General features: G+C 67.6%; 23 protein-coding genes. 7 read left to right on the top strand and 16 right to left on the bottom strand.

Annotation, left to right across the window (positions count from 1 at the left end; genetic code table 11):
* Positions 1 to 238 precede the first annotated feature (238 nt).
* The gene (locus ACWF4Z_RS08505) at positions 239 to 1,018 is read left to right on the top strand and encodes a peptidoglycan DD-metalloendopeptidase family protein (RefSeq protein ID WP_452242310.1); all 780 of its coding nucleotides are present in this window, start codon (positions 239 to 241) and stop codon (positions 1,016 to 1,018) included.
* 22 nt (positions 1,019 to 1,040) lie between these two features.
* Here the strand turns inward: ACWF4Z_RS08505 and ACWF4Z_RS08500 are convergent, their stop codons facing one another.
* The gene (locus ACWF4Z_RS08500; RefSeq protein ID WP_452242309.1) at positions 1,041 to 1,520 is read right to left on the bottom strand and encodes an RrF2 family transcriptional regulator; all 480 of its coding nucleotides are present in this window, start codon (positions 1,518 to 1,520) and stop codon (positions 1,041 to 1,043) included.
* A gap of 138 nt (positions 1,521 to 1,658) precedes the next feature.
* Complete coding sequence (locus ACWF4Z_RS08495) at positions 1,659 to 2,600, bottom strand: tyrosine recombinase XerC (RefSeq protein ID WP_452242308.1); 942 nt, start codon at positions 2,598 to 2,600, stop codon at positions 1,659 to 1,661.
* A gap of 137 nt (positions 2,601 to 2,737) precedes the next feature.
* Between ACWF4Z_RS08495 and ACWF4Z_RS08490 the strand changes: the two genes are divergently transcribed.
* Positions 2,738 to 4,375 carry an APC family permease gene (locus ACWF4Z_RS08490; RefSeq protein ID WP_452242307.1) on the top strand — a complete coding sequence of 546 codons (1,638 nt, stop codon included), beginning with the start codon at positions 2,738 to 2,740 and terminating at the stop codon, positions 4,373 to 4,375.
* Between the two features lie 129 nt (positions 4,376 to 4,504).
* A complete protein-coding gene (locus ACWF4Z_RS08485; RefSeq protein WP_452242306.1) occupies positions 4,505 to 5,791 on the top strand; it encodes a hypothetical protein in 1,287 nt (428 codons plus the stop codon).
* A 533-nt stretch (positions 5,792 to 6,324) separates the two neighbouring features.
* Here ACWF4Z_RS08485 and dprA read toward each other — a convergent pair.
* The 14 genes from dprA to ACWF4Z_RS08415 all read right to left on the bottom strand — a co-directional run bounded on the left by dprA (position 6,325) and on the right by ACWF4Z_RS08415 (position 17,910).
* A complete protein-coding gene (gene dprA / locus ACWF4Z_RS08480; RefSeq protein ID WP_452242305.1) occupies positions 6,325 to 7,671 on the bottom strand; it encodes a DNA-processing protein DprA in 1,347 nt (448 codons plus the stop codon).
* A complete protein-coding gene (locus tag ACWF4Z_RS08475; protein WP_452242304.1) occupies positions 7,668 to 9,245 on the bottom strand; it encodes a YifB family Mg chelatase-like AAA ATPase in 1,578 nt (525 codons plus the stop codon). The genes dprA and ACWF4Z_RS08475 overlap by 4 nt, the downstream gene beginning before the upstream one ends.
* A complete protein-coding gene (locus ACWF4Z_RS08470; protein WP_452242303.1) occupies positions 9,245 to 9,601 on the bottom strand; it encodes a YraN family protein in 357 nt (118 codons plus the stop codon). Before ACWF4Z_RS08470 ends, ACWF4Z_RS08475 begins: the two co-directional genes overlap by 1 nt.
* Before the next feature lie 83 nt (positions 9,602 to 9,684).
* Positions 9,685 to 10,008 carry a DUF2469 domain-containing protein gene (locus tag ACWF4Z_RS08465; protein WP_012922325.1) on the bottom strand — a complete coding sequence of 108 codons (324 nt, stop codon included), beginning with the start codon at positions 10,006 to 10,008 and terminating at the stop codon, positions 9,685 to 9,687.
* On the bottom strand, positions 10,005 to 10,727 hold the full coding sequence (locus ACWF4Z_RS08460; protein ID WP_452242302.1) for a ribonuclease HII: 723 nt from the start codon (positions 10,725 to 10,727) through the stop codon (positions 10,005 to 10,007). The genes ACWF4Z_RS08465 and ACWF4Z_RS08460 overlap by 4 nt, the downstream gene beginning before the upstream one ends.
* A 195-nt stretch (positions 10,728 to 10,922) precedes the next feature.
* Positions 10,923 to 11,687 carry a signal peptidase I gene (lepB, locus tag ACWF4Z_RS08455; RefSeq protein WP_452242301.1) on the bottom strand — a complete coding sequence of 255 codons (765 nt, stop codon included), beginning with the start codon at positions 11,685 to 11,687 and terminating at the stop codon, positions 10,923 to 10,925.
* On the bottom strand, positions 11,684 to 12,313 hold the full coding sequence (lepB, locus tag ACWF4Z_RS08450; RefSeq protein WP_452242300.1) for a signal peptidase I: 630 nt from the start codon (positions 12,311 to 12,313) through the stop codon (positions 11,684 to 11,686). Before lepB (ACWF4Z_RS08450) ends, lepB (ACWF4Z_RS08455) begins: the two co-directional genes overlap by 4 nt.
* 146 nt (positions 12,314 to 12,459) lie before the next feature.
* On the bottom strand, positions 12,460 to 12,819 hold the full coding sequence (gene rplS, locus ACWF4Z_RS08445) for a 50S ribosomal protein L19 (RefSeq protein WP_452242299.1): 360 nt from the start codon (positions 12,817 to 12,819) through the stop codon (positions 12,460 to 12,462).
* A gap of 184 nt (positions 12,820 to 13,003) precedes the next feature.
* Positions 13,004 to 14,206 (bottom strand): tRNA (guanosine(37)-N1)-methyltransferase TrmD, encoded by a 1,203-nt coding sequence (trmD, locus tag ACWF4Z_RS08440; RefSeq protein ID WP_452242298.1) that lies wholly within the window; start codon positions 14,204 to 14,206, stop codon positions 13,004 to 13,006.
* Positions 14,206 to 14,754: a ribosome maturation factor RimM gene (gene rimM, locus ACWF4Z_RS08435; RefSeq protein WP_452242297.1), complete on the bottom strand. Its 549-nt coding sequence runs from the start codon at positions 14,752 to 14,754 to the stop codon at positions 14,206 to 14,208. Before rimM ends, trmD begins: the two co-directional genes overlap by 1 nt.
* Positions 14,755 to 14,862: 108 nt before the next feature.
* The gene (locus tag ACWF4Z_RS08430) at positions 14,863 to 15,114 is read right to left on the bottom strand and encodes an RNA-binding protein (protein ID WP_452242335.1); all 252 of its coding nucleotides are present in this window, start codon (positions 15,112 to 15,114) and stop codon (positions 14,863 to 14,865) included.
* A gap of 5 nt (positions 15,115 to 15,119) precedes the next feature.
* Positions 15,120 to 15,644 carry a 30S ribosomal protein S16 gene (rpsP, locus tag ACWF4Z_RS08425; protein ID WP_452242296.1) on the bottom strand — a complete coding sequence of 175 codons (525 nt, stop codon included), beginning with the start codon at positions 15,642 to 15,644 and terminating at the stop codon, positions 15,120 to 15,122.
* Between the two features lie 173 nt (positions 15,645 to 15,817).
* Positions 15,818 to 17,161, bottom strand: coding sequence for a 6-phospho-beta-glucosidase (locus ACWF4Z_RS08420; protein WP_452242295.1), 1,344 nt, complete (start codon positions 17,159 to 17,161; stop codon positions 15,818 to 15,820).
* The gene (locus ACWF4Z_RS08415) at positions 17,158 to 17,910 is read right to left on the bottom strand and encodes a DeoR/GlpR family DNA-binding transcription regulator (RefSeq protein WP_452242294.1); all 753 of its coding nucleotides are present in this window, start codon (positions 17,908 to 17,910) and stop codon (positions 17,158 to 17,160) included. Before ACWF4Z_RS08415 ends, ACWF4Z_RS08420 begins: the two co-directional genes overlap by 4 nt.
* Positions 17,911 to 18,039: 129 nt before the next feature.
* Here ACWF4Z_RS08415 and ACWF4Z_RS08410 point away from each other — a divergent pair, with 129 nt between their 5' ends.
* Genes ACWF4Z_RS08410 through ACWF4Z_RS08395 form a run of 4 tightly spaced genes read left to right on the top strand, consistent with a single transcriptional unit; the run spans position 18,040 to position 22,032 of the window.
* Complete coding sequence (locus ACWF4Z_RS08410; RefSeq protein WP_452242293.1) at positions 18,040 to 18,987, top strand: carbohydrate kinase family protein; 948 nt, start codon at positions 18,040 to 18,042, stop codon at positions 18,985 to 18,987.
* A 5-nt stretch (positions 18,988 to 18,992) separates the two neighbouring features.
* On the top strand, positions 18,993 to 20,282 hold the full coding sequence (locus ACWF4Z_RS08405) for an ABC transporter substrate-binding protein (protein ID WP_452242292.1): 1,290 nt from the start codon (positions 18,993 to 18,995) through the stop codon (positions 20,280 to 20,282).
* Complete coding sequence (locus ACWF4Z_RS08400) at positions 20,279 to 21,211, top strand: carbohydrate ABC transporter permease (protein ID WP_452242291.1); 933 nt, start codon at positions 20,279 to 20,281, stop codon at positions 21,209 to 21,211. The genes ACWF4Z_RS08405 and ACWF4Z_RS08400 overlap by 4 nt, the downstream gene beginning before the upstream one ends.
* Positions 21,208 to 22,032: a carbohydrate ABC transporter permease gene (locus ACWF4Z_RS08395; protein WP_452242290.1), complete on the top strand. Its 825-nt coding sequence runs from the start codon at positions 21,208 to 21,210 to the stop codon at positions 22,030 to 22,032. Before ACWF4Z_RS08400 ends, ACWF4Z_RS08395 begins: the two co-directional genes overlap by 4 nt.
* Positions 22,033 to 22,075: the final 43 nt, after the last annotated feature.

Raw genomic sequence — 22,075 nt, 5'->3', positions numbered from 1 at the left:
TCTGCGGTGCACCGGGGTTGGTCCACCACTCCTGATGCCCGTCGGCGCACCGCCACCCGAGGTGTCCCGGGACCGTTGGCGATGCGCTGTTGTGCGGGCATGCGTAGTCGTCCCACTCGCATGGGACGCCACCGGAAGTGTACGGGACCAGCCCTGCCGAATGCGAACCGGAGGCCGGTTGTCCACAGGCCCCGAAGTCATCGTCCGAAACCAGGCCCGACGACGGCATGTTCTAGGCATGAACGTCCTTCTCGCGACCCTCGCCCTGACCCTCCCGTCCTCCGATGCCGGCACCTGGCCGCTCCAGCCTCGCCCCGAGGTTGTCCGCGGCTTCGAGCTCCCCGCGAAACCATGGCTCCCCGGACACCGCGGCGTCGACCTCGCCGGTGCTCCCGGCCAACCCGTTCTGGCCGCGACCGCCGGCACGATCACGTACGCCGGTGCCCTCGCAGGCCGCGGCGTGGTCACCGTCGCCACCGGCCCACGCCGTACGACGTATGAGCCCGTGGTCCCTACAGTCACCGTCGGTACGGCGGTGACTGTAGGCAGCGTGATCGGCCACTTGTCGGCCGCCGGCTCCCACTGCAGACCCCGCACCTGCCTGCATTGGGGTCTCGTTCAGGGACGCCAGTACCTGAATCCACTCACCCTGATCCCCAACCGTCCCATCCGCCTACTCCCCCTCAGCACGGCCTCACCACCACCCAACACCCAACTCACAGCCCCGCCACCACCGGGCGCCCAACTCACAGCCTCGCGACCATCGGACGTCCAGCTCATCGCCCCGCCCCCACCGCACGCCCAGCTCATCGCCCCACCACCGGAGGCCCAACTGATCGCCTCGCCGCCACCCGGCGCCCAACTCACAGCCTCGCCGGTAGCGGGCGTGGGACCTTCGCCGCCAAGCCCGCGCGCCGAGGCGCCCCGATCGGCCGCCACCGAGCGAACAGCCGCGGCGATCGTCGGCGCCACAGCAGCCCTGACGATGGCCGGCGGCCTACTCATCAGACGCCACTAGCTGCCGCGTCCCTGCCAGGCAGCTAGCTGCCGGGGACGCGCGCCTGCCAGGCATCTTCGTCGCGGGAGCGGCGTTCGACACCGGCCGGCAGCTTGTCCTTGGCGAGGTCGACCAAGGTGGTGTGCTCGAGGACGTCCCGCAGGCTGGCACGGGCAGCGATCCACACCCGCTGGAGAACCACGGCTCGTTCGTTGTAGGCCACGCTCTCGGGCCGCACTCCGGAGATGCTCACGATCGGACCGTCGACCGCGCGCATCACGTCGGCCACGGAGATGTCGTTCGGGTCGCCGGCCAGCCGCCAGCCTCCGGACTGACCGCGCTGACTGACCAGGACGCCGGCACGGCGGAGGTCGGCGAGGATGCCCTGCAGGAAGCCGTGCGGAATGCCTTGCGCGCGACTGAGTTCCTCGGCCGAAACGACCGAGGGGTCATTGGCCACCCATCGCTGGGTGATCTCGATCAGCGCTCGCAACGCATAGTCAGACTTCGCCGAAACCCGCATGATCCGCAGTCTGCCGCATCCGCCGACCACCGCGCCGCATCCACACCCCCACCCGCCCACAGATCAGGCACACAGATCCACCAGCCACCCCACCGGGAACCAGGCACATGGATGCACCCAGCCACACTCTCCCGGGAATCAGGCGCGTGGATGGGCCTGTTCGTAGGCTTTGCGGAGGCGGTCGGTCGAGACGTGGGTGTAGATCTGCGTCGTCGCCAGGGACGCATGCCCGAGCAGCTCCTGGACGCTGCGCAGATCGGCTCCGCCTTCGAGCAGGTGCGTGGCGGCTGTGTGCCGCAGGCCGTGCGGCGACAGATCCGGCGCGTCGACGACTCCGATCCGCTCGTGGACGAGCCGTCGTACCGCGCGCTGATCGATCCGGCCACCGCGGGCTCCGAGGAACACGGCAGGCCCACTCCCCGGCCGGACCAGTTGCGGGCGAGCCTCATCCAGCCACCGACCCAGCGTCTCGGCGGCGGGGACGCCGTACGGCACCGCTCGTTCCTTGCGGCCCTTCCCGAACACGCGAACGACGCGACGAGACAAGTCGATGTCGTCGATGTCGAGGGCGCAGAGTTCACCGACCCGGATACCCGTCGCGTAGAGGAGTTCCATGATCGCGAGATCACGCAGCCCGACCGGGCTGCCGTCATCGGCAGCCACGGCGGCCGCATCGAGCACCGCACGCGTGTCGGCCTCGCCGAGGACGCCAGGCAGGCTCTTGTGCGGCCGCGGGCTCACCAGCAGCGCACCCGGATCCGAGCCGATCCGGCCGGTCCGTTGCGCCCACGCGGTGAAGACCCGCGCGGCCGTTGCCCGCCGCGACATCGTGCTCCGCGCCTTGCCGAGGCTCTGCTGCTTGGCCAGCCAGGACCGTAGCCCGCGAATATCCAGATCCTCGAGATCATCGTGACCAAGAAGAATCAAATGATCGAGTAAATCCGCGACATCGCCAAGGTAGGCTCTCACCGAGTGAGTGCTGAGGTCTCTTTCCGCCGTCAGATGCCGTTCGTAGTCAGCCAGTAACGCAGCGAATCCTTCCGGCCAGGAAGGGCTCGCACTGACATCGTCCGGCGTCATCCTTCGACGATGCGGGAGCCGGCCCGGCATCGCAAGCCACCGCGCGGTGGCCGAGGAGAGGAGGGTCTGGTCGATAACCCGACGGTCGACTACTGTTCGGCCCGATTGCCCTAGTAGCAACGGAGGCACCCCTGACCATGGCCCCCTCAGCGAACGGACAGACCGTAGGCCGGCGATTGCCGGTCGAGTCGGCGTTCACTCGAGTCGAGGACGCACGACACCGTCTGCCGCGCCTGTTCAATCGTCGCGACCTGGTTGTACTCGGCCTGGGCGTGATGATCGGGTCCGGTATTTTCAGCATCAGCGGCAACCAGGCGGCCAAGGTCGCCGGGCCGGCCGTGATTCTCTCGTTCGTGATCGCGGCGATCGTGTGTGTGCTGGCCGCGGCCTGCTACGCCGAGCTGTCGTCGACGATCCCGGTGTCGGGTAGCGCGTACACCTTCAGCTACGTGACCTTCGGCGAGATGTGGGCCTGGCTGGTCGGCTGGGCACTCGTGCTCGAGCTCGTGACCGCCGCCGCCATCGTCGCCCGGGTCTGGTCGGCATACTTCCTGGCCACCTTGGACGGGTTCGGTGTGACCTTGCCCACCGGCGTGGCCAAGTACTTCGGTCCGGACGCGTCGATCAACCTTGCCGCCCCGGTGCTGCTGCTGATCCTGACCGCGATGATCGTCACCGGTACCAAGCTCTCGGCCCGCGTCCTGACGATCGTGGTGATCGCCAAGGTCGCCGTGATCCTGCTGGTCGTGGTCGTCGGCGCCACCCACATCAACATGGACAACTACCACCCGTTCGTCCCGATGGCGCGCGCCGCACCGGCGACAGCCAGTCCAACGTTGCTGGGCTGGATACTCGACTCCTCGTTCGGATCGTTCGGCATGATGGGCATCTTCACGGCCGCCAGCTCGATCGTGTTCGCCTACATCGGGTTCGACCTCATCGCGACCGCGTCCGAGGACGCGCGTAACCCGCGGAAGACGGTTCCGCAGGGCATGTTGCTCGGCGTCGGCGCCGTCACGATCCTCTACATCGCGATGGCCGTGGTCCTGGTCGGAATGCGCCCGTACGGTCAGCTGGGCGGCAGCGCACCTGTCTCGGAGGCTTTGTCCTCGGTCGGTGTCGGCTGGGCTGCAAATGTGGTCAATTTGGGCGCATTACTCGCGTTGATGACCGTCGTCATGGTGGTTCTGATAGCCCAGAGCCGCGTCCTGTTCAACATGGGCCGTGACGGTTTGCTGCCGAAGAGCCTCGGCCGGGTCAGCCGGGTGTACTCCTCTCCCGCCCGCGCCGCGGCCGTCGCCGGCGCCGCCGCGCTGCTCCTGACGCTCTATCCCAAGGTGCTGGAGCTGGAGGAGCTGCTGGTCATCGGCGCCCTGTTCTGCTTCGCGTTCTGTGCGGTCGGCGTACTCACGCTGCGCCGGTCGGAGCCCAACCTCGAGCGCGGCTTCCGGGTCCCGATGGTGCCCCTGGTACCGCTGCTCTCGCTAGGCGCGACGCTGTGGCTGATGCTCAACCTGAAGACGAGCACTTGGACGAAGTTCGGCGTCTGGATGGTCATCGGCATCGCCATCTACGGCCTGTACGGGCGTTGGCACAGCCGCCTTGCCAACGAGGACAGCTGGGACTTCGACATCGGCGACACCGACCCCGGGACCGGCGGTCTGCAGGCGATCCACCCCGACCCGGAGACCCGCTCGAACGAACTGCGTGCGATCCGCACCCCACCAGAACAGCAACAACAGAAACCCCCACGCGGCAAACACATGCGCAACTGACCGCCTGCTCGCTCCAAGGGCAAGTAACGCGGGTGCAAGCTCGGTGATACGTGCACCGCGAAGACTGTGAACGCGAAGGCTGTGGACTGCCGTGTCCCCGGCCAACCGCGCTCACCGGAGGGGTGCACGATGACTGCCGGGCTGACCTTCACGCCGTACCACCACAGCCTGGCCGAGCTGGTGATCCCACCACACACCGGCGAATTCGGCGTGGTCACCTCCAACGGCAGCGACCTCAAACAAAACCACGAGATCGGAATCTACGGTTCACCCCGCTGGCAACTGAGCATCTCCCTCGACGACGACTGGAACCTGAACACCCTCCCAACCGGCAAACTCCTCCAAGCCATCACCGGGACCCCACAGCCACTCGACACCCCGCACACACCGCACCCGCCCGGCGAACCGCCCTCCGCCGACAGCCAGGCCCCACACGCACTCGACACCCCCAGCACGCCGGACACGCCGGACACGCCGGACACGCCGAGCGAACTGCTCTCCGCGGTCCGCCCGACCCCGCAGGCACTCGACACGCCGCACACACCGGGCACGCCCCGCGAACTGCTCTCCGCCGACGGCCCGACCCCGCAGGCACTCGACACGCCGCACACACCGGGCACGCCCCGCGAACTGCTCTCCGCCGACGGCCCGACCCCGCAGGCACTGGGCACGCCGGACGCGCCGGAGTCGCTGGAGACGCCGGAGACGCTGGGGACTGAACGGTCGCTCAGCGCGGGAGGCAACGCTTCGGAGGGGCTGGAGTGGGAGTACATGACGTGGGCAGAAGGCAGCCGGGCCGAGGACGGTTTCGGGGTGCTGTGCGCGCTCCCGGCCGGTAGGTACTTCGTGGTGCGATCGGAGCTGAGTCCGCAGCGAGCAGCGCAGGTGCGACTCGGCAACGAACGTCTCCAACCACCTGACAATGTCCTGTCGATCCTGGACCAACCTCCGCGATCAGCAGCGGCAATCGGAGCACACCCAGACGGGCCACCGAATCTGGCCCAACCCCTCGTCGGCCTAGCGATCCTGAACTCCACAGGCTCCAGCAACACCCCCACCCTCCTCTTCTTCGCCCCAACCGACCGCTCCGCCGCGGGCGTCCGCCGCTACTCTGCCTCCGGCTCCGCGCCTAGGAAGCAACAGTCGGGCGACGTGAACCTGCCGCAGACACCCGTCAGTCAGCTGACCCAGCACCCACCGGTGCCCGAGCATCGCGCGGCGGCCGTCTCCCAGCCTGTCGGTGATCTGGTCCTGGTAGTTCCAGTAACCGGCGAACTCGTCATCGACACCATGACCCGCTTCACCGGCGAGAGCCCGACCGAGGATCAGCGGACCTGGAGCAAGACCGACGCGGAGAAGTTCGCCGTTCTGCTGAAAGGCAGCCCGCCTACCCGCACGATCAAGGTCGGACGGTAAGCGGCCCCGCGCGGCCAGAGCCACGGCGGCAAGGCTGCGGCCAGAGCCACGCCGACACGACTGCGGCCGGAGCCGCGGAGGCCAAGCTGCGGCCAGAGCCGCGGAGGTAAGACTGCGGCCAGGGTGCTTGGGCGCAACCCGCAGGCAGGCGGATGAGTCCGCGGGCCGAGTGCGGTTACGTACCGACGAGCCGGCGCAGGAACCGGCGGGCGCACAAGCGGGTACGGCGCGAGACGCGCTGGACGCGAACCGCTGGGCGCGCAACCGGGTACGGCGCGGGATACGCCCGGGCGCACAAGCGGGTACGGCGCGGGAAGCGCTGGACGCGCAAGATATGTACGGCGAACCGCCAGGAGCGCAACCGGGTACGGCGCGCGAAGCGCTGGGCGCGCAAGCGGGCACGGCGCCCGAAGCGCTGGGCGGTACGGCGCGGGAAGTGGCGGGGCGCGCAAGCGGGTACGGCGCGGGATGCGGCGGGACGCGCGAGCGGGTGCGGCGGTGTTGGGTGGGCGATGGTGCTGGTGGTCGGAGGCTTACGTTGGTGGGGCGTCGTCTGTTGGGGTGGTGGGGGGTAGTCGCCAGCCGGAGTTGTCGGGCTGGATGAGGCCTAGGTTGGCTAGGTTGTCCAGGCAGGTCTGGGTGGTGATGAGGTCCAAGCCTGCGGTTGTGGCGATCCGGGTGGCTGGTGCGGATTGCATGCGGGGAACGGCGTCTAAGGTGCGGCGGAGGTCGTGGTCCAGCTCGTCGACCAGGGTCCTTGACGTCTGTGGGTACGGCGTCATTTGGCTGCCCAGCGGGGAGATGGCCTCGATGATCTCGGGGACGTTGGTGACCAGCAGTGCATCGCGCTCACGGACGAGCAGATGGGTGCCCGCCGACATCTGCGAGGTGATCGGGCCTGGCACAGCAAGGACCGCGCGCCCGCATTGCGCTGCCCATCCAGCGCTGTTGAGGGCACCACTACGGATGGCGGCCTCAACCACGACCGTGCCCAGCGTGCCGGCCGCGATCAACCGATTGCGCGCCAGAAACCGCAACTTCGTCGGCGAACATCCTGGCGGCAGCTCGCTCACCACGAGTCCCTCCTCGACGATCCGACTGAACAGCGCCGAATTCTGCCGCGGGTAACTGACATCCGCGCCGCACGCCAGCACCGCAATCGTCACCCCCGACCCCGCGAGCGCACCTCGGTGAGCCGCGGCGTCGATCCCGTAGGCGCCTCCCGAGACGACGGTCACCCCGTTTTCCGCCAGGCCCGCGGACAGCTCGGCCGCCACATGGTCGCCGTACGACGAACTCGAGCGGGCGCCGACGATCGCGACAGAACGTGTGAGCGACTGCCGGAGATTCGCGGGACCGCGGACCCAGAGCCCGAATGGGACTCCGGCTCGGCGAGTCAGCTGACCGGCCTCCGCGAGTACCTCAACCTGCTCGGGCCACTCGTCATCGTCGGGAATCACGAACCGCACTCCCGCTGCGGCCGCGCGCTCGAGGTCCCGCTCCGGCTCGGCCGTGGCCAGCCGCGTCAACCACCGCTCAACTCCGGGAGCGCGCTGTTGCAGCCTGTCCCAGATCTCCAACGCGCTCAGCCCGTCGAACGCCTTCAGCGCGGCCAGGTCCCCAGGCTCCACCACCCGCGACAACCCGGCCCGGGCCAATCTCTCCTGATCGGCACCGCCACTGACTGTCCCAACTGTCGAGCCTCCCGGCCCGTCCGAACCACTGCGACCCGACGTCTCCTCCAGTTGGCCCGCGCCACCGCCGGCCAGCCCGGCCGCCGAACCTCCTGGCCGACCTGCCCCACTCCGGCCGGACGTGTCCAACAGTTGCTGATCGGTCGTTTGGTCGGGGTCCGGTCCGGCGTTGCAGTGGGGGCTCATGCGGAGATTCCTTTGAGAGGACGGGCGTCGGACAGCTCGGTCAGCGGCTCGCCGGTGCGGAGCTGGAACGCTTCGTGAGTGAGGTCGATCGTGGGCCGGTCGAGGCCCTCCAGATCGGCGAGGGTCCACGCCAGGCGAACGACGCGGTCGAGGCCGCGGGCGGTGATGCGGCCGGTGGAGTAGAGGTCTTCGAGGAGTTTGTTGCTGCGAGCATCGAGTGGATGCTCGCGACGCATCACCGGACCGGGGACCTCGCTGTTGAGGATCCACTGGGTCGCGCGGTAGCGGTGTCGCTGCCGCTCGCGAGCCGCTTTGACCCGGGCGGCGACGACTGCTGTCGTCTCCGGTCTCGTGGCGTCGCTGAAGCCGCGCGCGGCCGGAAGGATCTGACGCTGGATGTCGATCCGGTCCTTGATCGGACCGCTGATCCGTTGGCGGTACCGCGCGAGGACATGGGGTGTGCAGCTGCAGCCGTCCTGGTTCGTGCCGGACATCCCGCAGGGGCAGGGGTTGGCGGCGAGGACCATCATGAAGCGGGCCGGGAACTTGGCCATCGCCGCCGATCGATGCATCTCGACCATGCCCGACTCGAGCGGCTGGCGCAGCGTGTCGAGCGTCATCGGATGCATCTCCGGCGCCTCGTCGATGAACAGGATGCCGCGGTGTGCGCAGCTGATCGCGCCCGGCCGCGGCACCCCCGTGCCGCCGCCGACCAGGCTCGCGATCGACGCCGTGTGGTGCGGCGCGATGAACGGTGGACGGGTGACGAGCTCCGCGTCGCCGGTGAGCAATCCGGCCAGCGAATGCACGGCCGACACCTCCAGCGAGTCGTCGGTGCTGAGGTCAGGCATCAGACCCGCGAGCCGCTCGGCGAGCATCGTCTTCCCGGAGCCAGGCGGACCGTGCAAGAACAGGTGATGAGCTCCGGCCGCCGCGGCCTCGATCGCCCGCCGGCCTTCGCGTTGACCGATGACATCGTTGAGATCCACCTCAGGAACCCGGGTCAGCGACTCCGACAGCAACCGTGGCTCGGCGCGTGGCGGCGCTTCGTCCGGAATCTCGACCCCGCGCAACAGCGCGAGCACCTGTCGCAATGACCGCACCCCGAACACCTCGATGCCGGGGACCAAGCGAGCCTCACTCGCGTTCAATTCTGGTACGACGATGCGCTCGAAGCTCGCGCGGGCGACAGCCAACGTCATCGCGAGCGCGCCACGCACCTCGCGGATCCGGCCGTCGAGTCCGAGCTCGCCGATGATTGCGGTCTGCTGGAGCCGCTCGCGGTCGACCACGCCAGCGGCCGTGAGTAGCGAAACGGCGATGGCGACGTCGTAGTGCGAGCCGTGCTTCGGGAGCGTTGCCGGCGAGAGGCCGATGGTGACCTTGCGATCCGGGAAACGCTCCCCGCTGTTGACCACGGCGGCGCGGACACGCTCGCGCGCCTCGGACAACGAGGCGTCCGGCAGACCGATCAAGGTCGTCTTCGGCAAGCCCTGCGCGATGTCCGCCTCGACTTCGACCAGATGGCCCTCCAGCCCGACCAGGGCGACCGACCACGTTCGTGCGAGCGACATCAGGCCGCCCCCCGCACATGGTCGAGGCTCGGCGGAGTGTGCCGGTCGAAGAGGACGGCGATGATGTCGATCCGAATCGCCGCCGGCCGGACCTCGTGGGTCTGCAACCAACGACCGGCGAGCTTCCGGAGCGTGGTCAGCTTCCGGTAGGTGATCGATTCGAGCGGGCTTCCGTAGTTGAGGCCCCGACGCGTCTTCACCTCGCAGATGACAAGCGTGTCGCCTTCCCGCGCGACGATGTCGATCTCGCCGAGCTCGCAGCGCCAGTTGCGCTCGAGCACGACGAAACCGTTGGTGCTGAGATACCTCGCGGCAAGATCTTCGCCGTACCGCCCGACAACGTTTCTGGTCCCCATCGTTGACCACCTCCAGCACAGAACATGCCGGGATCAGGCCGAGATGTCGGACCTTACTTTTCTGCTTGTGGACAACCTGCCGGTCAGCGGCCGAAGTCGGAGTCTTTGGGGACTTCCAGGTCGGACTTGGCCAGTTCTTCGATGTTGACGTCGCGGAAGGTGACGACCTTGGCGTTCTTGACGAAGCGGGCGGAGCGGTAGACGTCCCAGACCCACGCGTCGGCCATGGTCACCTCGAAGTAGACGTCGCCGCCTTCGGTGCGGACCTTGAGGTCGACCGCGTTGCACAGGTAGAAGCGCCGTTCGGTCTCCACGACGTACTTGAAGATTCCGACGACGTCCTTGTACTCCCGATAGAGCTGCAGCTCCATATCGGTCTCGTACTTCTCAAGGTCGTCGGCACTCATTGGCTCGCTCGCTCGCTCACTGGCTGGCTCTCCACTCCGGTGGGACTGGTGACATTCTGTCCCATATCGGGCCGCAGACTGCGGCGGACATTCTCGAACCGCCGTCGATGTTGTGGACACGGGCCGTATTCGTCCAGCGCCGCTTGGTGTTCGGGTGTGCAGTAGCCCTTGTGGATCGCGAACCCGTACTGCGGGTAGACGTGATCCCAGTGCTCCATCACCCGGTCGCGTGTCACCTTGGCGATCACGGAGGCCGCGGCGATGCAGGCCGCCACGCGGTCACCCTTCCAGATCGCGAGGCCGGGTACGTCGAGGCCGTCGACTCCGAAGCCGTCCGTGAGCACGTACGACGGACGCACGTCGAGCCGGAACAAGGCCCGCCGGAGGGCTTGGACGTTCGCCACGTGCATGCCGAGGCGGTCGCACTCGGCGGCCTCGATCGAGACGACCGACCAGGCGAGGGCGCGGTTGCGGATCTCCTCGTAGCAGCGGTCGCGGGCCTTGGCGGTCAGGAGCTTGGAGTCCGCCAGCTCGGGGATCTGCCCACGCTTACCGTCCGGCAGAATCACCGCGGCAGCCACCAAAGGCCCGGCACAGGGTCCCCGACCGGCCTCGTCGACACCCGCGATCGGGTCCAGCCCGACACGACGCAGCGCACGCTCGTACCCATACAGCCCGGCATCCCGCCTGACCGTGCTCCCCCGCGGCAAAGCACTCATAGCGCCTCCCCCATCACACAACCCACCCTGAACAGAACAGCCGGGAGCGACGCGCTGGGGGCGGTGGCTGGGGACGGCGTTGTCACCCGACCGGCCGGGGGCAGGAGGAGGCGGTGTGAGCCTGGCCTCGCTGCGGGGCGGAGGCTGGTTGGTGGGACCGCTGGGTGAGCGGCTGTGACGGGCACCGGGGGTCGCTCACTTGGGGGGTGGGGTGAGGGAGATCGAGGGTTTGTCGGGTGGGGGGCCGGCGGCGGGGACGGATTTGAAGGTGTCGGGGACGCCTAGTTTGGCCCAGCGACCTGCCGGCCAGACGATCATGATGGCGCGGCCGGTGACCTTGTCCATCGGGACGAAGGCCGCATCACCTGGATTGCCGCCGCTCGCGTCGGTGTCCTGCAGGTGGACGCGGGAGTCCCCGGAGGCGGAGCGATGGTCCCCCATCACGAAGATCCGGCCGGCCGGGACAGTGACCTGGAACTCCATCTGCGACGGGGCATCGCCTGGATACAGGTAGCTGGTCTCGTCGAGCGGCTGGCCGTTCACCAGGAGCCGGCCCTTGGAGTCACAGCAGGCGACCTTGTCGCCCGGCATCCCGATCAGACGCTTGATCAGGTGCCCGTGGCTCGAGTCCGGCAGCAGACCGACGACCTCGAAGAACCGGCCGATCGAACCCCGCTTCTGACCGCTCTCCTCCGGACCGAGCCAGCCACCCGGATCCTCGAAGACGACGACGTCGCCGCGCTTCACATCCGTGAGCTTCTCGACCACGACCCGATCACCGACCAGCAGCGTGTTCTCCATCGACTCACTCGGGATGATGAACATCTGCCCGACGAACGCCCGCAGGATCGACGAGACGATCAGGGCACCGACAACGATCAACACGAACTCGCGGGTCGCTGCCGCGAAGCCCGAGCGGTGGGCGGGTTTTGGGTCCGTCTTGGTCGGCGTATCGGTCACTTCTTCAGCCCCGGCTTCTTGAAGGTTTCCGGAGGACGCAGCATCGTCATCCGGTCAGACGGCCAGATTACGCAACAGGCCCGGCCAACCACGTTCTTCACCGGGACGAATCCGCCTCCGGGGCCGCCCATATGGGCACGGGAGTCGGCAGATTGCGCCCGGTTGTCCCCCATCACCCACAGATCACCGGGAGGTACGACGACGCTGAACGGCACCTCGGACGGCTTCGCATCCTTGAGCAGGTACTCGCGTTCGTCCAGGGCGATCCCGTTCACCGTGACCTGGCCGGCCTTGTTGCAGCACACGACCTTGTCGCCGGCCACGCCGATGACCCGCTTGACCAGATGCCCCTCGCCGCTACGCGGCAGGATGCCGACGAACTCACCGATCCGGCGGAACGGCCCGGGCTCGGCCTGCGGCTCGTCCAGCCAGTTGGCCGGGTCCTTGAAGACGATGATGTCGCCACGGTCGACGTCACGGTGCAGATAGCTGATCTTCTCGGCCAGGATCCGGTCGTCCTTGGTCAGCGTGTCGTACATCGACTCCGACGGGACGTAGAAGGCCTCCGCGACGAAGAGCCGCAGCACCACCGTGATGACGAGTGCGAGCACCGTCACGGTGGTCATCTCCACGAGCAGGCTGAGCAGCGGATTCCGCTGCTTCAGCCGGCGGTGACGTCCTTTGCTGCGACGTGCCCTCCGCGATGCCGGCTGAGGGCGAGCGCGAGTCGCAGTGCTCGGCGCCATAGGTGACCGTCGTCGCTATAAAGCGCTCAGGAGGCCGGGACGTCCCGCTTCTCCTTGATCTTGGCTGCCTTACCGCGCAGCTCGCGCAGGTAGTACAGCTTGGCGCGGCGCACGTCGCCGCGGGTCACGACCTCGACCTTGTCGACGATCGGGGTGTGCAGCGGGAAGGTCCGCTCGACACCGACACCGAAGCTGACCTTGCGGACCGTGAAGGTCTCCTGCAGGCCGCCACCCTGGCGACGGATCACGACGCCCTTGAACACCTGCACGCGGGAGCGGTTGCCTTCGACGACCTTGACGTGCACGTTGACCGTGTCGCCGGGGCGGAACGAGGGGATGTCGTCACGCTTGCTCGCGTTGTCGAGCTCATTCAGGATGTTGCTCATCAGGGTGTCTCTTCCTCGCGCGTGCCACAGGTCACCCACGAATGTCGGTGGTGATGAAGTCATCGCAAGCCGTGCACATTTGCACAGCTCATCGCGTGCTGCGTATCGGTGGTCACCCCCTGTGGCAGGAGCACCGAAGGGCAGCAACGAGCAATCTTGCCACACGGCCCTAGCGGAACCGAAATCAGCGCCGCCTGCGACGCTTGGTGAGCAGGACCAACTCGATCTTCGCTGTCTGTTGTCTGCGACCTGTCTCACGGTAACCGGCCTTCTGATATAGCCCGAGGTTGCGGTCACTCTCCGCACCGGTGTCCAGCTGGTACGACGTGACCTCGGCCGGCGCGAGCTGTTCCGCCACCCGCAGCAGCCGGGCGCCCAGCCCGCGGCCCTGCCAGTCCGGTGCGACGACCAGCCGCTCGATGTGCCCTACCGGGCCGTCCACGGTCAGCTGGACCGACCCGACGATTCTGGTACCCGCCACGGCCTTGAGCGTGCCACCGCGCTTCAGACGGGCTACGACGGCGTCCACACCCTCGGTCAGCGGCGGGATGCTGAAGTCGTCGTAGATGAGCCCCTCCGACAGGAACGACGCCAACTGCAGCGTGTGGATCTCTCCCGCGTCGGCCTCCGTTGCGGGGAGCACGCGGACCTCCGACGACGCCGTATCGCCCTTCGACGCGACCACATCACCCCACGCCGCAAGCAAATCCGGCCGACGCTCGCCAGTACGGCGTACCGACTCCTCATGACGCCAGTCCGCGATCAGACGGTGGTTTCCGGACAGGAGCACCTCAGGGACGTCGTGGCCACGCCAGCTCGGGGGTTTCGTGTAGACCGGGTACTCGAGAAGGCCGTCGCCGGAGTGGGACTCCTCGGCCAGCGACTCCGGGTTGCCGATCACGCCAGGCAGGAGACGTGCCACCGCCTCGACCATCACGAGTACGGCGACCTCACCGCCGTTCAGGACGTAGTCGCCGATGGAGACCTCGTCGACGCGCATGCGCTCGCCTGCGTACGCCGCCACCCGCGCGTCGATCCCCTCATAGCGGCCACACGCAAAAGCGAGCCATGGCTCGGCCGCAAGCTCGTAGGCGAGCTCCTGGGTGAAGGGGCGGCCAGCCGGAGTCGGCACGATCAGACGGGGCTGCGTAGCGCCATCCACGGGTGCGATGGCGTCGAGGGCCTCACCCCAAGACTCTGGCTTCATCACCATGCCCGCGCCACCGCCGTACGGGGTGTCGTCGACGGTCCGGTGCCGGTCGTGGGTCCACTCGCGCAGATCGTGCAGGTGGACGTCCAGGAGACCGCTCTTGGCCGCCTTCCCGACCAGGGAGACGTCCAGCGCGGCCAGGTACTCCGGGAAGATCGTGACGACGTCCAGTCTCATCAGTTCGAGTCCGGCTCGGTGGGGGCGACCTCCGCGCCCTCGGGATCCAGCAGACCGGGCCGATCGGCGACGACGACGTACTGCTTCTCGACGTTGATCTCCGGGACCAGCTGCTCGACCAGTGGCACGAGCACCGCGTTGCCTGCGGGCCGGCGGATCTCCAGGAGGTCCTGCGACGGCAGGTGTACGACGTCGATGACCTCGCCCGCCTCGACCCCGTCGGACGTGCGGACGGCGAGGCCGATCAGCTCGCGGTCGTAGTACTCCTCCGGGTCCTCGGGACGCTCGTCCTCGTCGATCTCGGCCTGTACGACGAGGTTGCGCAACTGCTCGGCAGCGGTCCGGTCCGGGAAGCCGGCGAACTTCACCAGCAGCCGGCCACTGTGCCACCGGCTCGCCTCGACGGTCAGCGTCCGCGGCACCTTCGACTCCGTCACCACGGTCGCACCGTCCGCGAACCGCCGGTCCGGCTCGTCCGTGCGGACGTCGATCCCGACCTCGCCCTTGATCCCATGCGCCCGGCCGATCCGCCCGACAGTCACCAACACCCGCACAAACCCTTCTCTACACACACGACGATTGACCTGAGGATAAGTCGAAGGGCCGCGCCCGGGTGGGTGCGGCCCTTCGGTACTGCTTTCGGGGTACTGCTCGAGTCAGCGGCGCGGGCGCCGGTTGAGCTCGTCGACGAAGTCGATGCGCAACGAGGACTCGGAACTGATCGCGCCGACGACGGTACGAATCGCGGTGGCGGTCCGGCCGTTACGGCCGATCACCTTGCCGATGTCGTCGGGGTGCACGTGCACCTCGAGGGTGCGGCCGCGCCGCAGGTTCCGGGAGCGGACGCTGACGTCCTCGGGGTTGTCCACGATGCCACGGACCAGGTGCTCGAGCGCCTCGGTCTCCATCATGGTCAGGCCTTGGCGTCGTCGGCGGCAGGCGCAGCCTCGGCGTCAGCCGCAGGCGCGTCAGCCGCAGGGGCCTCGTCCTTGGCAGCCTCAGCCTTCGGCGCGTCGTCCTTCTTCGCGTCGTCCTTCTTCTCGGCCGTCTTCTTCGCCGCGGTCTTCTTGGCGGTGACGGCCTCGGTCTTCAGCGTGCCGTGCGCCTCGGCGAGGGCCTCGTTGAAGATCTCCTGCTTGTCGCGCTTCGGCTCCTTGACCCGCAGCGGCGCCGGGGCGTCCAGGCCCTTGAACTTCTGCCAGTCGCCGGAGGCCTTGAAGATGGCCTCGACGGCCTCGGTCGGCTGCGCGCCGACGCCCAGCCAGTACTGCGCCCGGTCCGACTCGACGTGGATGAACGACGGCTCGGTCTTCGGGTTGTACTTGCCGATCTCCTCGATCGCGCGACCGTCCCGCTTGGTGCGGGCGTCCATCACGACGATGCGGTAGTGCGGCGCACGCTTCTTGCCGATGCGCTTCAAACGGATCTTGACTGCCACGTTTGCGGGAACTCCCTCGAATACATGTCTTGGGTGAGCAGCACAGCGTCGTGGGGACAACGGGTGACAACTCGAATGGGCCGACCAGGAAGTGGAGTTAGAGGGCTGCACTGAGCCTGGACGGACTCAGCAGGCCATTCTGCCAGATGGTTGGCATGCCGACCAATTCGGTGTCAAATCCGGTACGCGGCGAGGTCGGGGAGCTCGGCGGCGTACGAGTCGAGGAGTTTCCCCGCGGCGGTGACCGAGTCGATCAGCGGATGCCAGGCGAAGGCGCGCAACGCGGCGTCCCGGGAGCCGGTACGCGCGGCCTCGATGGTCGAACGCTCGACCGCCTTGACCGCGCAGACCAGGCCGGCCTGGTGGTCGGTGAGCTGAGACACGGTGACAGGCAGGGCGCCGTTCGCATCGACGGTGCAGGGGATCTCCACCACGGCGTCGTCGTCCAGATGCCTCAACACACCCCGGTTGCGAACGTTCAGGATCAGGGACGCCCGCTCGTTGTGGGCGATCGCCCGCATCAGCGACAGCGCGACCTGCTCGTACCCACCGGCCGCCATGTCGCGTTCGTCGCGCTCCCCGGCGTCCGCGACCTCACGGCTCTCCACCATGTACGTCGATTCACGCTCGGCGCGCGTCTTCTGCCACAACTCCAGTGCCTGGTCGGGGTGCTCGGCCGTCTCCGCGTAGAAGGCGGACTGCTGCTCCAACAGGAACGTCCCCCGCGTCTGCTTCACAGCCTGTACGGCGGCCAACGTCTCGCGCGCGAAGTAGTAATAGTGCAAGTACTCATTCGGAATCGATCCCAGCGAGCGCAGCCACTCCACACCGAACAGCCGCCCCTCCTCGAACGACGCCAGCGCCTCATCCGACTGCAACACCTCTGGCAGCCGGTCCACGCCACCCGACCGCAGACCCCGCAGCCAGCCGAGGTGGTTCAGTCCCGCGTAGTCGTAGAACGCAGTAGCGGGATCCACACCGATCGCAAGCGCCGCACGGCGACCCAGACCCGAGGGTGAGTCGCAGATGCCGATCACGCGGTCGCCCAGGTACGGGATCATCGCCTCCGTCACCATCCCGGCCGGGTTGGTGAAGTTGATGACCCACGCCTCCGGTGCGATCGCAGCGACCCGCTGAGCAATCGCAGTGGCGACAGGGATGGTCCGCAGGCCATAGGCGATCCCACCGGCCCCCACAGTCTCCTGACCGAGTACGCCGAGGTCCAAGGCGACCCGCTCGTCGACAGTCCGGCCTTGGAGTCCGCCAACGCGGATGGCGGAGAAGATGAAGTCTGCGCCGCGCAGAGCCTCGTCCAGGTTGGTCGTCTCGGTCACCACAGGTGCGGAGAGGTCCCCTGCCGCTTGCTGGCGGAGCACTGCGGCGATCGACGACAGGCGGGTCTTGTCCGTGTCGTAGAGGGTGACTTCGGTGATGCGGCCGGGACCGTGGTCGCCGAGGAGCGCGTGGTAGACGAGCGGCACCCGGAACCCGCCCCCGCCAAGAATGGTCAGCCTCACGTCAGAACCACCTCTACGCCCGCTTCCGTCAGTTGGGCCCGGGTCGCCTCGTCGGCGCCGGGCTCGGTCACCACCATGGTCAGCTCGGCCGGCTCACAGACCCGGGCGACGCCGTGCCCGGGGAACTTCGTCGCGTCCGCGACAAGCACCACCCGGTCGGCCGCCTTGATCATCGCTCGCTTCACCGGCACCTCGATCATCGTGCTGTCCATCACGCGTCCGTCCGGCCGCACTCCGCTCGTCCCGAGAAACAGCCAGTCGACGTGGATCTGCCGCAGGCTCTCCTCGGTCAGATACCCCACCAACGACCGGTAGCTGCGCCGAACGAACCCACCCAGCACGATCAGCTCGATCTGGTCGTCGTTCTGCAGCTCCTCCAGTACGGCGAGGTTGCTCGTCACCACCGTCATCGAGCGGCCATGCAAATGCTGCGCGACCCGCAGTGCCGTGGTCCCGATGTCGAGGAGCACGGACTCGCCGTCGCTCACCAGTCCGGCGGCCAGGCGGGCGATCCGGTCCTTCTCCTCGGCATGTACGGCGTTCACGTCGGCGAACGGCTCGTCACCGCCATCCACGGCGAGGGCACCGCCGTACACCCGGGTCAGCCGGCCTTCGGTGTGCAACTGCTCGAGGTCGCGGCGGATCGTCGCTTCGCTCACCCCGAGCCGGGCAGCCAGCATTTTGACGCCCCCGGCCCCATCGACCCGGAGCGCACGCACGATCTCGTCCTGTCGCTGCTTCGGCAACACGCCCAGAACCGTATCACGCAAACTCCTTCATTTTCAGTCAAAGTTATGATCAGGTATTGCGGAAGCTGCGCAAGAGTTCCAAGATTCATGCACGAGTTTGATCAAAGCTGCAGGAGCGTGGGACAGCTCATGGAAGAGCTTGACGTGGTTGTGTCCGGTCTGGTCTTTCAGGACCTGGTGCTCGGCCTGCCCGGTCCGCCGCGCCCTGGCACCGAGGTGTGGGCCACGGAGTCGCACGAGAGCCCTGGCGGCATCGCCAACTTCGCCGTCGCGCTGGCTCGCCTAGGCCTGCGCACCGGCATGGCCGCGGCCTTCGGCGCGGACAGCGACGGCGACCGGGTCTGGGAGCGGCTGACCCACGAAGGCATCGATCTGACTCTCTCCCGCAAGCTCGCCGGCTGGCGGACCCCGCTGACCGTGGCCCTCGCCTATGACGGCGATCGGGCCCTGGTCACCCGGGGCACCCCTCCCCTGCTGTCGGCCGACGAGCTGATCACCGCACCGCCGGCTGCCCGAGCCGTCGCCGCCCACATCGGTCCCTGGCCGAACGAGTGGCTGGCGAAAGCGAAGGCGGCCGGCAGTGTGGTGTTCGCTGACGTCGGCTGGGACCCCTCGGAACGGTGGGACCCCGCAGTGCTCGACCAACTCGAGCACTGCGATGTATTTCTGCCGAATGCCGAAGAGGCGATGAGCTACACCCGGACCGACAGTCCCGAGCAGGCGCTGGAGCGTTTGGCCGAGCTGGTGCCTCAAGTGGTCGTGTCGAACGGCGCGCAGGGCGCCCTGGCGATCGACGCGGGATCCGGCCAGCGAATCGTCGTACCGGCGTACCAAGTCCCGGCGGCGGACACCACCGGGGCGGGTGATGTGTTCGCCGCCGGCTTCATCGCAGCCACGGTGTGGGAGCTGCCGTTCGAGCAGCGGGTGCGGTTCGCCGCCCTCACCGCAGCACTGTCGGTCATGCGGCTCGGTGGGGCGGACGCCGCGCCACGCTGGGCGGATCTGGCCGCCTGGCAGCAGTCCCACCCCGAAGACCGCTACCTCGATGCGCTGATCAGCGCACACTCAGGAAGGTAAGAACCATGGACTTGTCACGTCGGACGCTGCTGGCCGGGGGCCTCGCAACCGTGCTCGGTGGCACCGTCGTCGGGTGTTCCTCGAGCATGGACACCGGCTCGACCAAGAAGAACGCGACCGGCAACCTCGCGCTGTGGTGCTGGCCGGGCGGCCTGGGCAAGTCCGTCCTCGACGACACGATCGCGCACTTCCCGGACCAGCACATCAAGTACTCCGAGATCGGCGGCGACTTCAAGCAGAAGCTGCTGACCACGTTCAGCGGCGGTACGTCGATCCCCGACATCACCGGGATCAAGGGCGAGGACATCGCCTCCCTGCTGCCGCAGGCCACCCGCTTCGTGGACCTGAAGACGATCGGCGCCGACGACGCGTTCCTCGGTCAGTACCTGGACTGGAAGGTGAAGCAGGCCACCACGCTGGACGGCAAGGTGCTCGGCATCCCGATCGACATCGGCCCGACCGCGCTGTTCTACCGCGAGGACATCTTCGCCGCCGGCGGGCTGCCGAGCGACCCCCAGCAGGTGGCCGACCAGCTGAAGACCTGGGACGACTTCATCGCCGCCGGTGTCGAGCTGCGCGCGAAGAACCCGAAGGCCCCGATCGTCGCCGACGCGGTCGACATGTACGGCACGATCGTCAACCAGGGCACCGCGCGCTACATCGACAAGGACAACAAGTTCATCGGCGACCAGGACCACATCCGCAAGGCGTGGGACACCGCGGTCAAGGCGATGACGGCGAAGGTCGACGGCAAGACACTGGGCGGTTCGAACGACTGGAACGCCGGTCTCGACCAGGGCACCGTGCCCACGGTCGTCGGCGCGGCGTGGGTCGCCCTGGACATCAAGGCGGCCGCGAAGACCAGCGTCGGCAAGTGGCGGGTCGCGCCCACCCCGAGTGGCCCGGCGAACTTCGGTGGCTCGTTCCTGGCCGTGACCAAGAACGCCGCGGACCCGAAGACGGCGTTCGAAGTGATCAAGTACATGCTCAGCGCGGACAACGAGGCCAAGGCGTTCGCCGACGCGCAGATCTTCCCGGCCACGCCGGCCGCCTACGACAAGCCGCAGCTGAAGGCAGCCGACCCGTTCTTCGGCGGCCAGGTGCCGATCGAGGTGTTCGGGCCGGCGGCCAAGGACATCCCGATCGCCTACGAGGCTCCGCTCGACGCAGCCATCGCCGGACCGTTCACCGACGAGCTGAAGCTGGTACAGGTCGGCAAGAAGACGTCCGACGCGGCCTGGGCCGAGGCCGTCGCGAAGGCCAAGCAGATCGGCAAACGTCAGGGCGTGCAGTGACGCTGACCGCGACCGCGTCGACGAAGGCGCCTCGTACGACGAGTCCGAGGCGCCGGCGCAGCATCTGGTCGTACTGGCGGTACTACCTGGCGCTGTCGCCGTTTTACGTACTTTTCCTGGTCTTCGGGCTCTACCCGATGGCGTCCACGATCCTGCTCGCGTTCCAGAAGTGGGACGGTTTCAACCCGCGGCAGACCGTCGGCCTGCAGAACTTCTCGTTCCTGATCCAGGACAGCACGTTCTGGCTGGCGCTGAAGAACACCATCGAGCTGTTCTTCATGTCCACGGTCCCGACGCTCGCGATCGCGCTCCTGCTGGCCGTGATGCTGAACTCGGCCGTCCGGTTCTCGAGTGTCTACCGGATCGCGTACTTCATCCCGAACATCACCTCGCTGGTCGCCGCGGCGATCTTCTTCGCGGCGGTGTTCAGCACGAACTTCGGCCTCATCAACGCCGGCCTGCGGTCGCTCGGCATCCCGACCCAGGACTGGCTGGGGCAACCGTTGGGGATCAAGGTCGCGATCTCCACGATGATCGTGTGGCAATGGGCCGGGTACAACACGATCATCTACCTGGCCGGCCTGCAGGCGATCCCGCGCGAACAGTACGAGGCTGCGAAGGTGGACGGGGCCGGCGCCGTCCGGACGTTCTTCTCGATCACCCTGCCGCAGCTGCGTCCGGTGGTCCTGTTCACCGTGGTCACCTCGACGATCGGCGGTCTGCAGACCTTCACCGAGCCGCAGGTGATGGTCGGCAACAGCGGTGGTGTCGGGCAGAGCGGTCTGACCATCGTCATGTACTTCTACAGCCAGGCGTTCCTCAACAACGACTACGGGTACGCCGCGGCCATTGCCATGAGCATCTTCTTCCTCGTGCTGCTCTTCACCGCGATCAACTGGAAGCTCGTCGGCGGAAGGGGCAAGCAATGAGGTGGCGCTGGAGAGGCGTCGTACTGCACGTCGTCCTCGCGCTCGCCGGGATCGCCAGCCTGTTCCCGTTCTACTGGACCCTGGTGATGGCGACGAACACGACCGCCGACATCTACCGGTTCCCGCCGAAGTTCACGTTCGGATCGCAGTTCGACGACAACGTCCGCGAGGTGCTCCACAACGTCGCGTTCTTCCAGTCGATGGGCAACACGCTCGTGGTGGCCATTTCGACCACGCTGCTGGTGCTGTTCTTCGATTCGCTGGCCGCGTTCACGTTCGCGAAAATGCGGTTCCCCGGGCGGAACGCGTTGTTCGTCATCCTGCTGGCGACGATGCTGCTGCCGGCGCAGCTGGGGGCGATTCCCCAGTTCCAGACGATGGCGGCGTTCGGCTGGGTCGGATCGCTGAAGGCTCTGATCATCCCGGCGGCGGCCAACGCGTTCGGCATCTTCTGGCTGCGGCAGTACTTCCAGAGTTCGATCCACGACGAGCTGGTCGAGGCGGCGACGCTCGACGGGTGCGGATTCCTCGGTGTCTACCGGCACGTGGCGCTGCCGTCGGCCCGGCCGGCGCTCGCCTTCCTGGGCATCTTCACCTTCGTCGGGTCGTGGAACGACTACTTCTGGCCGCTGGTCGTGCTGACCAATCCCGACCACCTGACGCTGCAGGTCGCGCTGTCCAGCCTGAACCGGTCGCACGGCGTCGACTACAGCATGCTGATGACCGGAGCGCTGATGGCGATGGTCCCCCTCATCATCGTGTTCCTGGTCTTCGCGCGGCAGTTCATGAAGGGCGCAACGGAGGGAGCGGTTCGCGGGTAAGCTGCCGGAACCCAGAGCAGCAGCGGTACGTCGAAGGGGCGTC

The organism is Kribbella sp. NPDC055071, assembly GCF_053608045.1.
Note: the sequence above shows the minus strand (reverse complement) of the source record. Positions and strands in the feature narration are given on the sequence as shown.

What these genes read in the sequence shown, in the direction of transcription:
- ACWF4Z_RS08405 (WP_452242292.1), top strand. Translation starts at nt 18,993, where the DNA reads ATGGACTTGTCACGTCGGACGCTGCTGGCCGGGGGCCTCGCAACCGTG.
- ACWF4Z_RS08475 (WP_452242304.1), bottom strand. Translation starts at nt 9,245, where the DNA reads ATGTCGCTCGCACGAACGTGGTCGGTCGCCCTGGTCGGGCTGGAGGGC.
- ACWF4Z_RS08470 (WP_452242303.1), bottom strand. Translation starts at nt 9,601, where the DNA reads ATGGGGACCAGAAACGTTGTCGGGCGGTACGGCGAAGATCTTGCCGCG.
- ACWF4Z_RS08465 (WP_012922325.1), bottom strand. Translation starts at nt 10,008, where the DNA reads ATGAGTGCCGACGACCTTGAGAAGTACGAGACCGATATGGAGCTGCAG.
- dprA (WP_452242305.1), bottom strand. Translation starts at nt 7,671, where the DNA reads ATGAGCCCCCACTGCAACGCCGGACCGGACCCCGACCAAACGACCGAT.
- rplS (WP_452242299.1), bottom strand. Translation starts at nt 12,819, where the DNA reads ATGAGCAACATCCTGAATGAGCTCGACAACGCGAGCAAGCGTGACGAC.
- ACWF4Z_RS08505 (WP_452242310.1), top strand. Translation starts at nt 239, where the DNA reads ATGAACGTCCTTCTCGCGACCCTCGCCCTGACCCTCCCGTCCTCCGAT.
- ACWF4Z_RS08500 (WP_452242309.1), bottom strand. Translation starts at nt 1,520, where the DNA reads ATGCGGGTTTCGGCGAAGTCTGACTATGCGTTGCGAGCGCTGATCGAG.
- ACWF4Z_RS08485 (WP_452242306.1), top strand. Translation starts at nt 4,505, where the DNA reads ATGACTGCCGGGCTGACCTTCACGCCGTACCACCACAGCCTGGCCGAG.
- trmD (WP_452242298.1), bottom strand. Translation starts at nt 14,206, where the DNA reads ATGAGACTGGACGTCGTCACGATCTTCCCGGAGTACCTGGCCGCGCTG.
- ACWF4Z_RS08460 (WP_452242302.1), bottom strand. Translation starts at nt 10,727, where the DNA reads ATGAGTGCTTTGCCGCGGGGGAGCACGGTCAGGCGGGATGCCGGGCTG.
- ACWF4Z_RS08430 (WP_452242335.1), bottom strand. Translation starts at nt 15,114, where the DNA reads ATGGAGACCGAGGCGCTCGAGCACCTGGTCCGTGGCATCGTGGACAAC.
- ACWF4Z_RS08495 (WP_452242308.1), bottom strand. Translation starts at nt 2,600, where the DNA reads ATGACGCCGGACGATGTCAGTGCGAGCCCTTCCTGGCCGGAAGGATTC.
- ACWF4Z_RS08410 (WP_452242293.1), top strand. Translation starts at nt 18,040, where the DNA reads ATGGAAGAGCTTGACGTGGTTGTGTCCGGTCTGGTCTTTCAGGACCTG.
- ACWF4Z_RS08395 (WP_452242290.1), top strand. Translation starts at nt 21,208, where the DNA reads ATGAGGTGGCGCTGGAGAGGCGTCGTACTGCACGTCGTCCTCGCGCTC.
- lepB (WP_452242300.1), bottom strand. Translation starts at nt 12,313, where the DNA reads ATGACCACCGTGACGGTGCTCGCACTCGTCATCACGGTGGTGCTGCGG.
- ACWF4Z_RS08490 (WP_452242307.1), top strand. Translation starts at nt 2,738, where the DNA reads ATGGCCCCCTCAGCGAACGGACAGACCGTAGGCCGGCGATTGCCGGTC.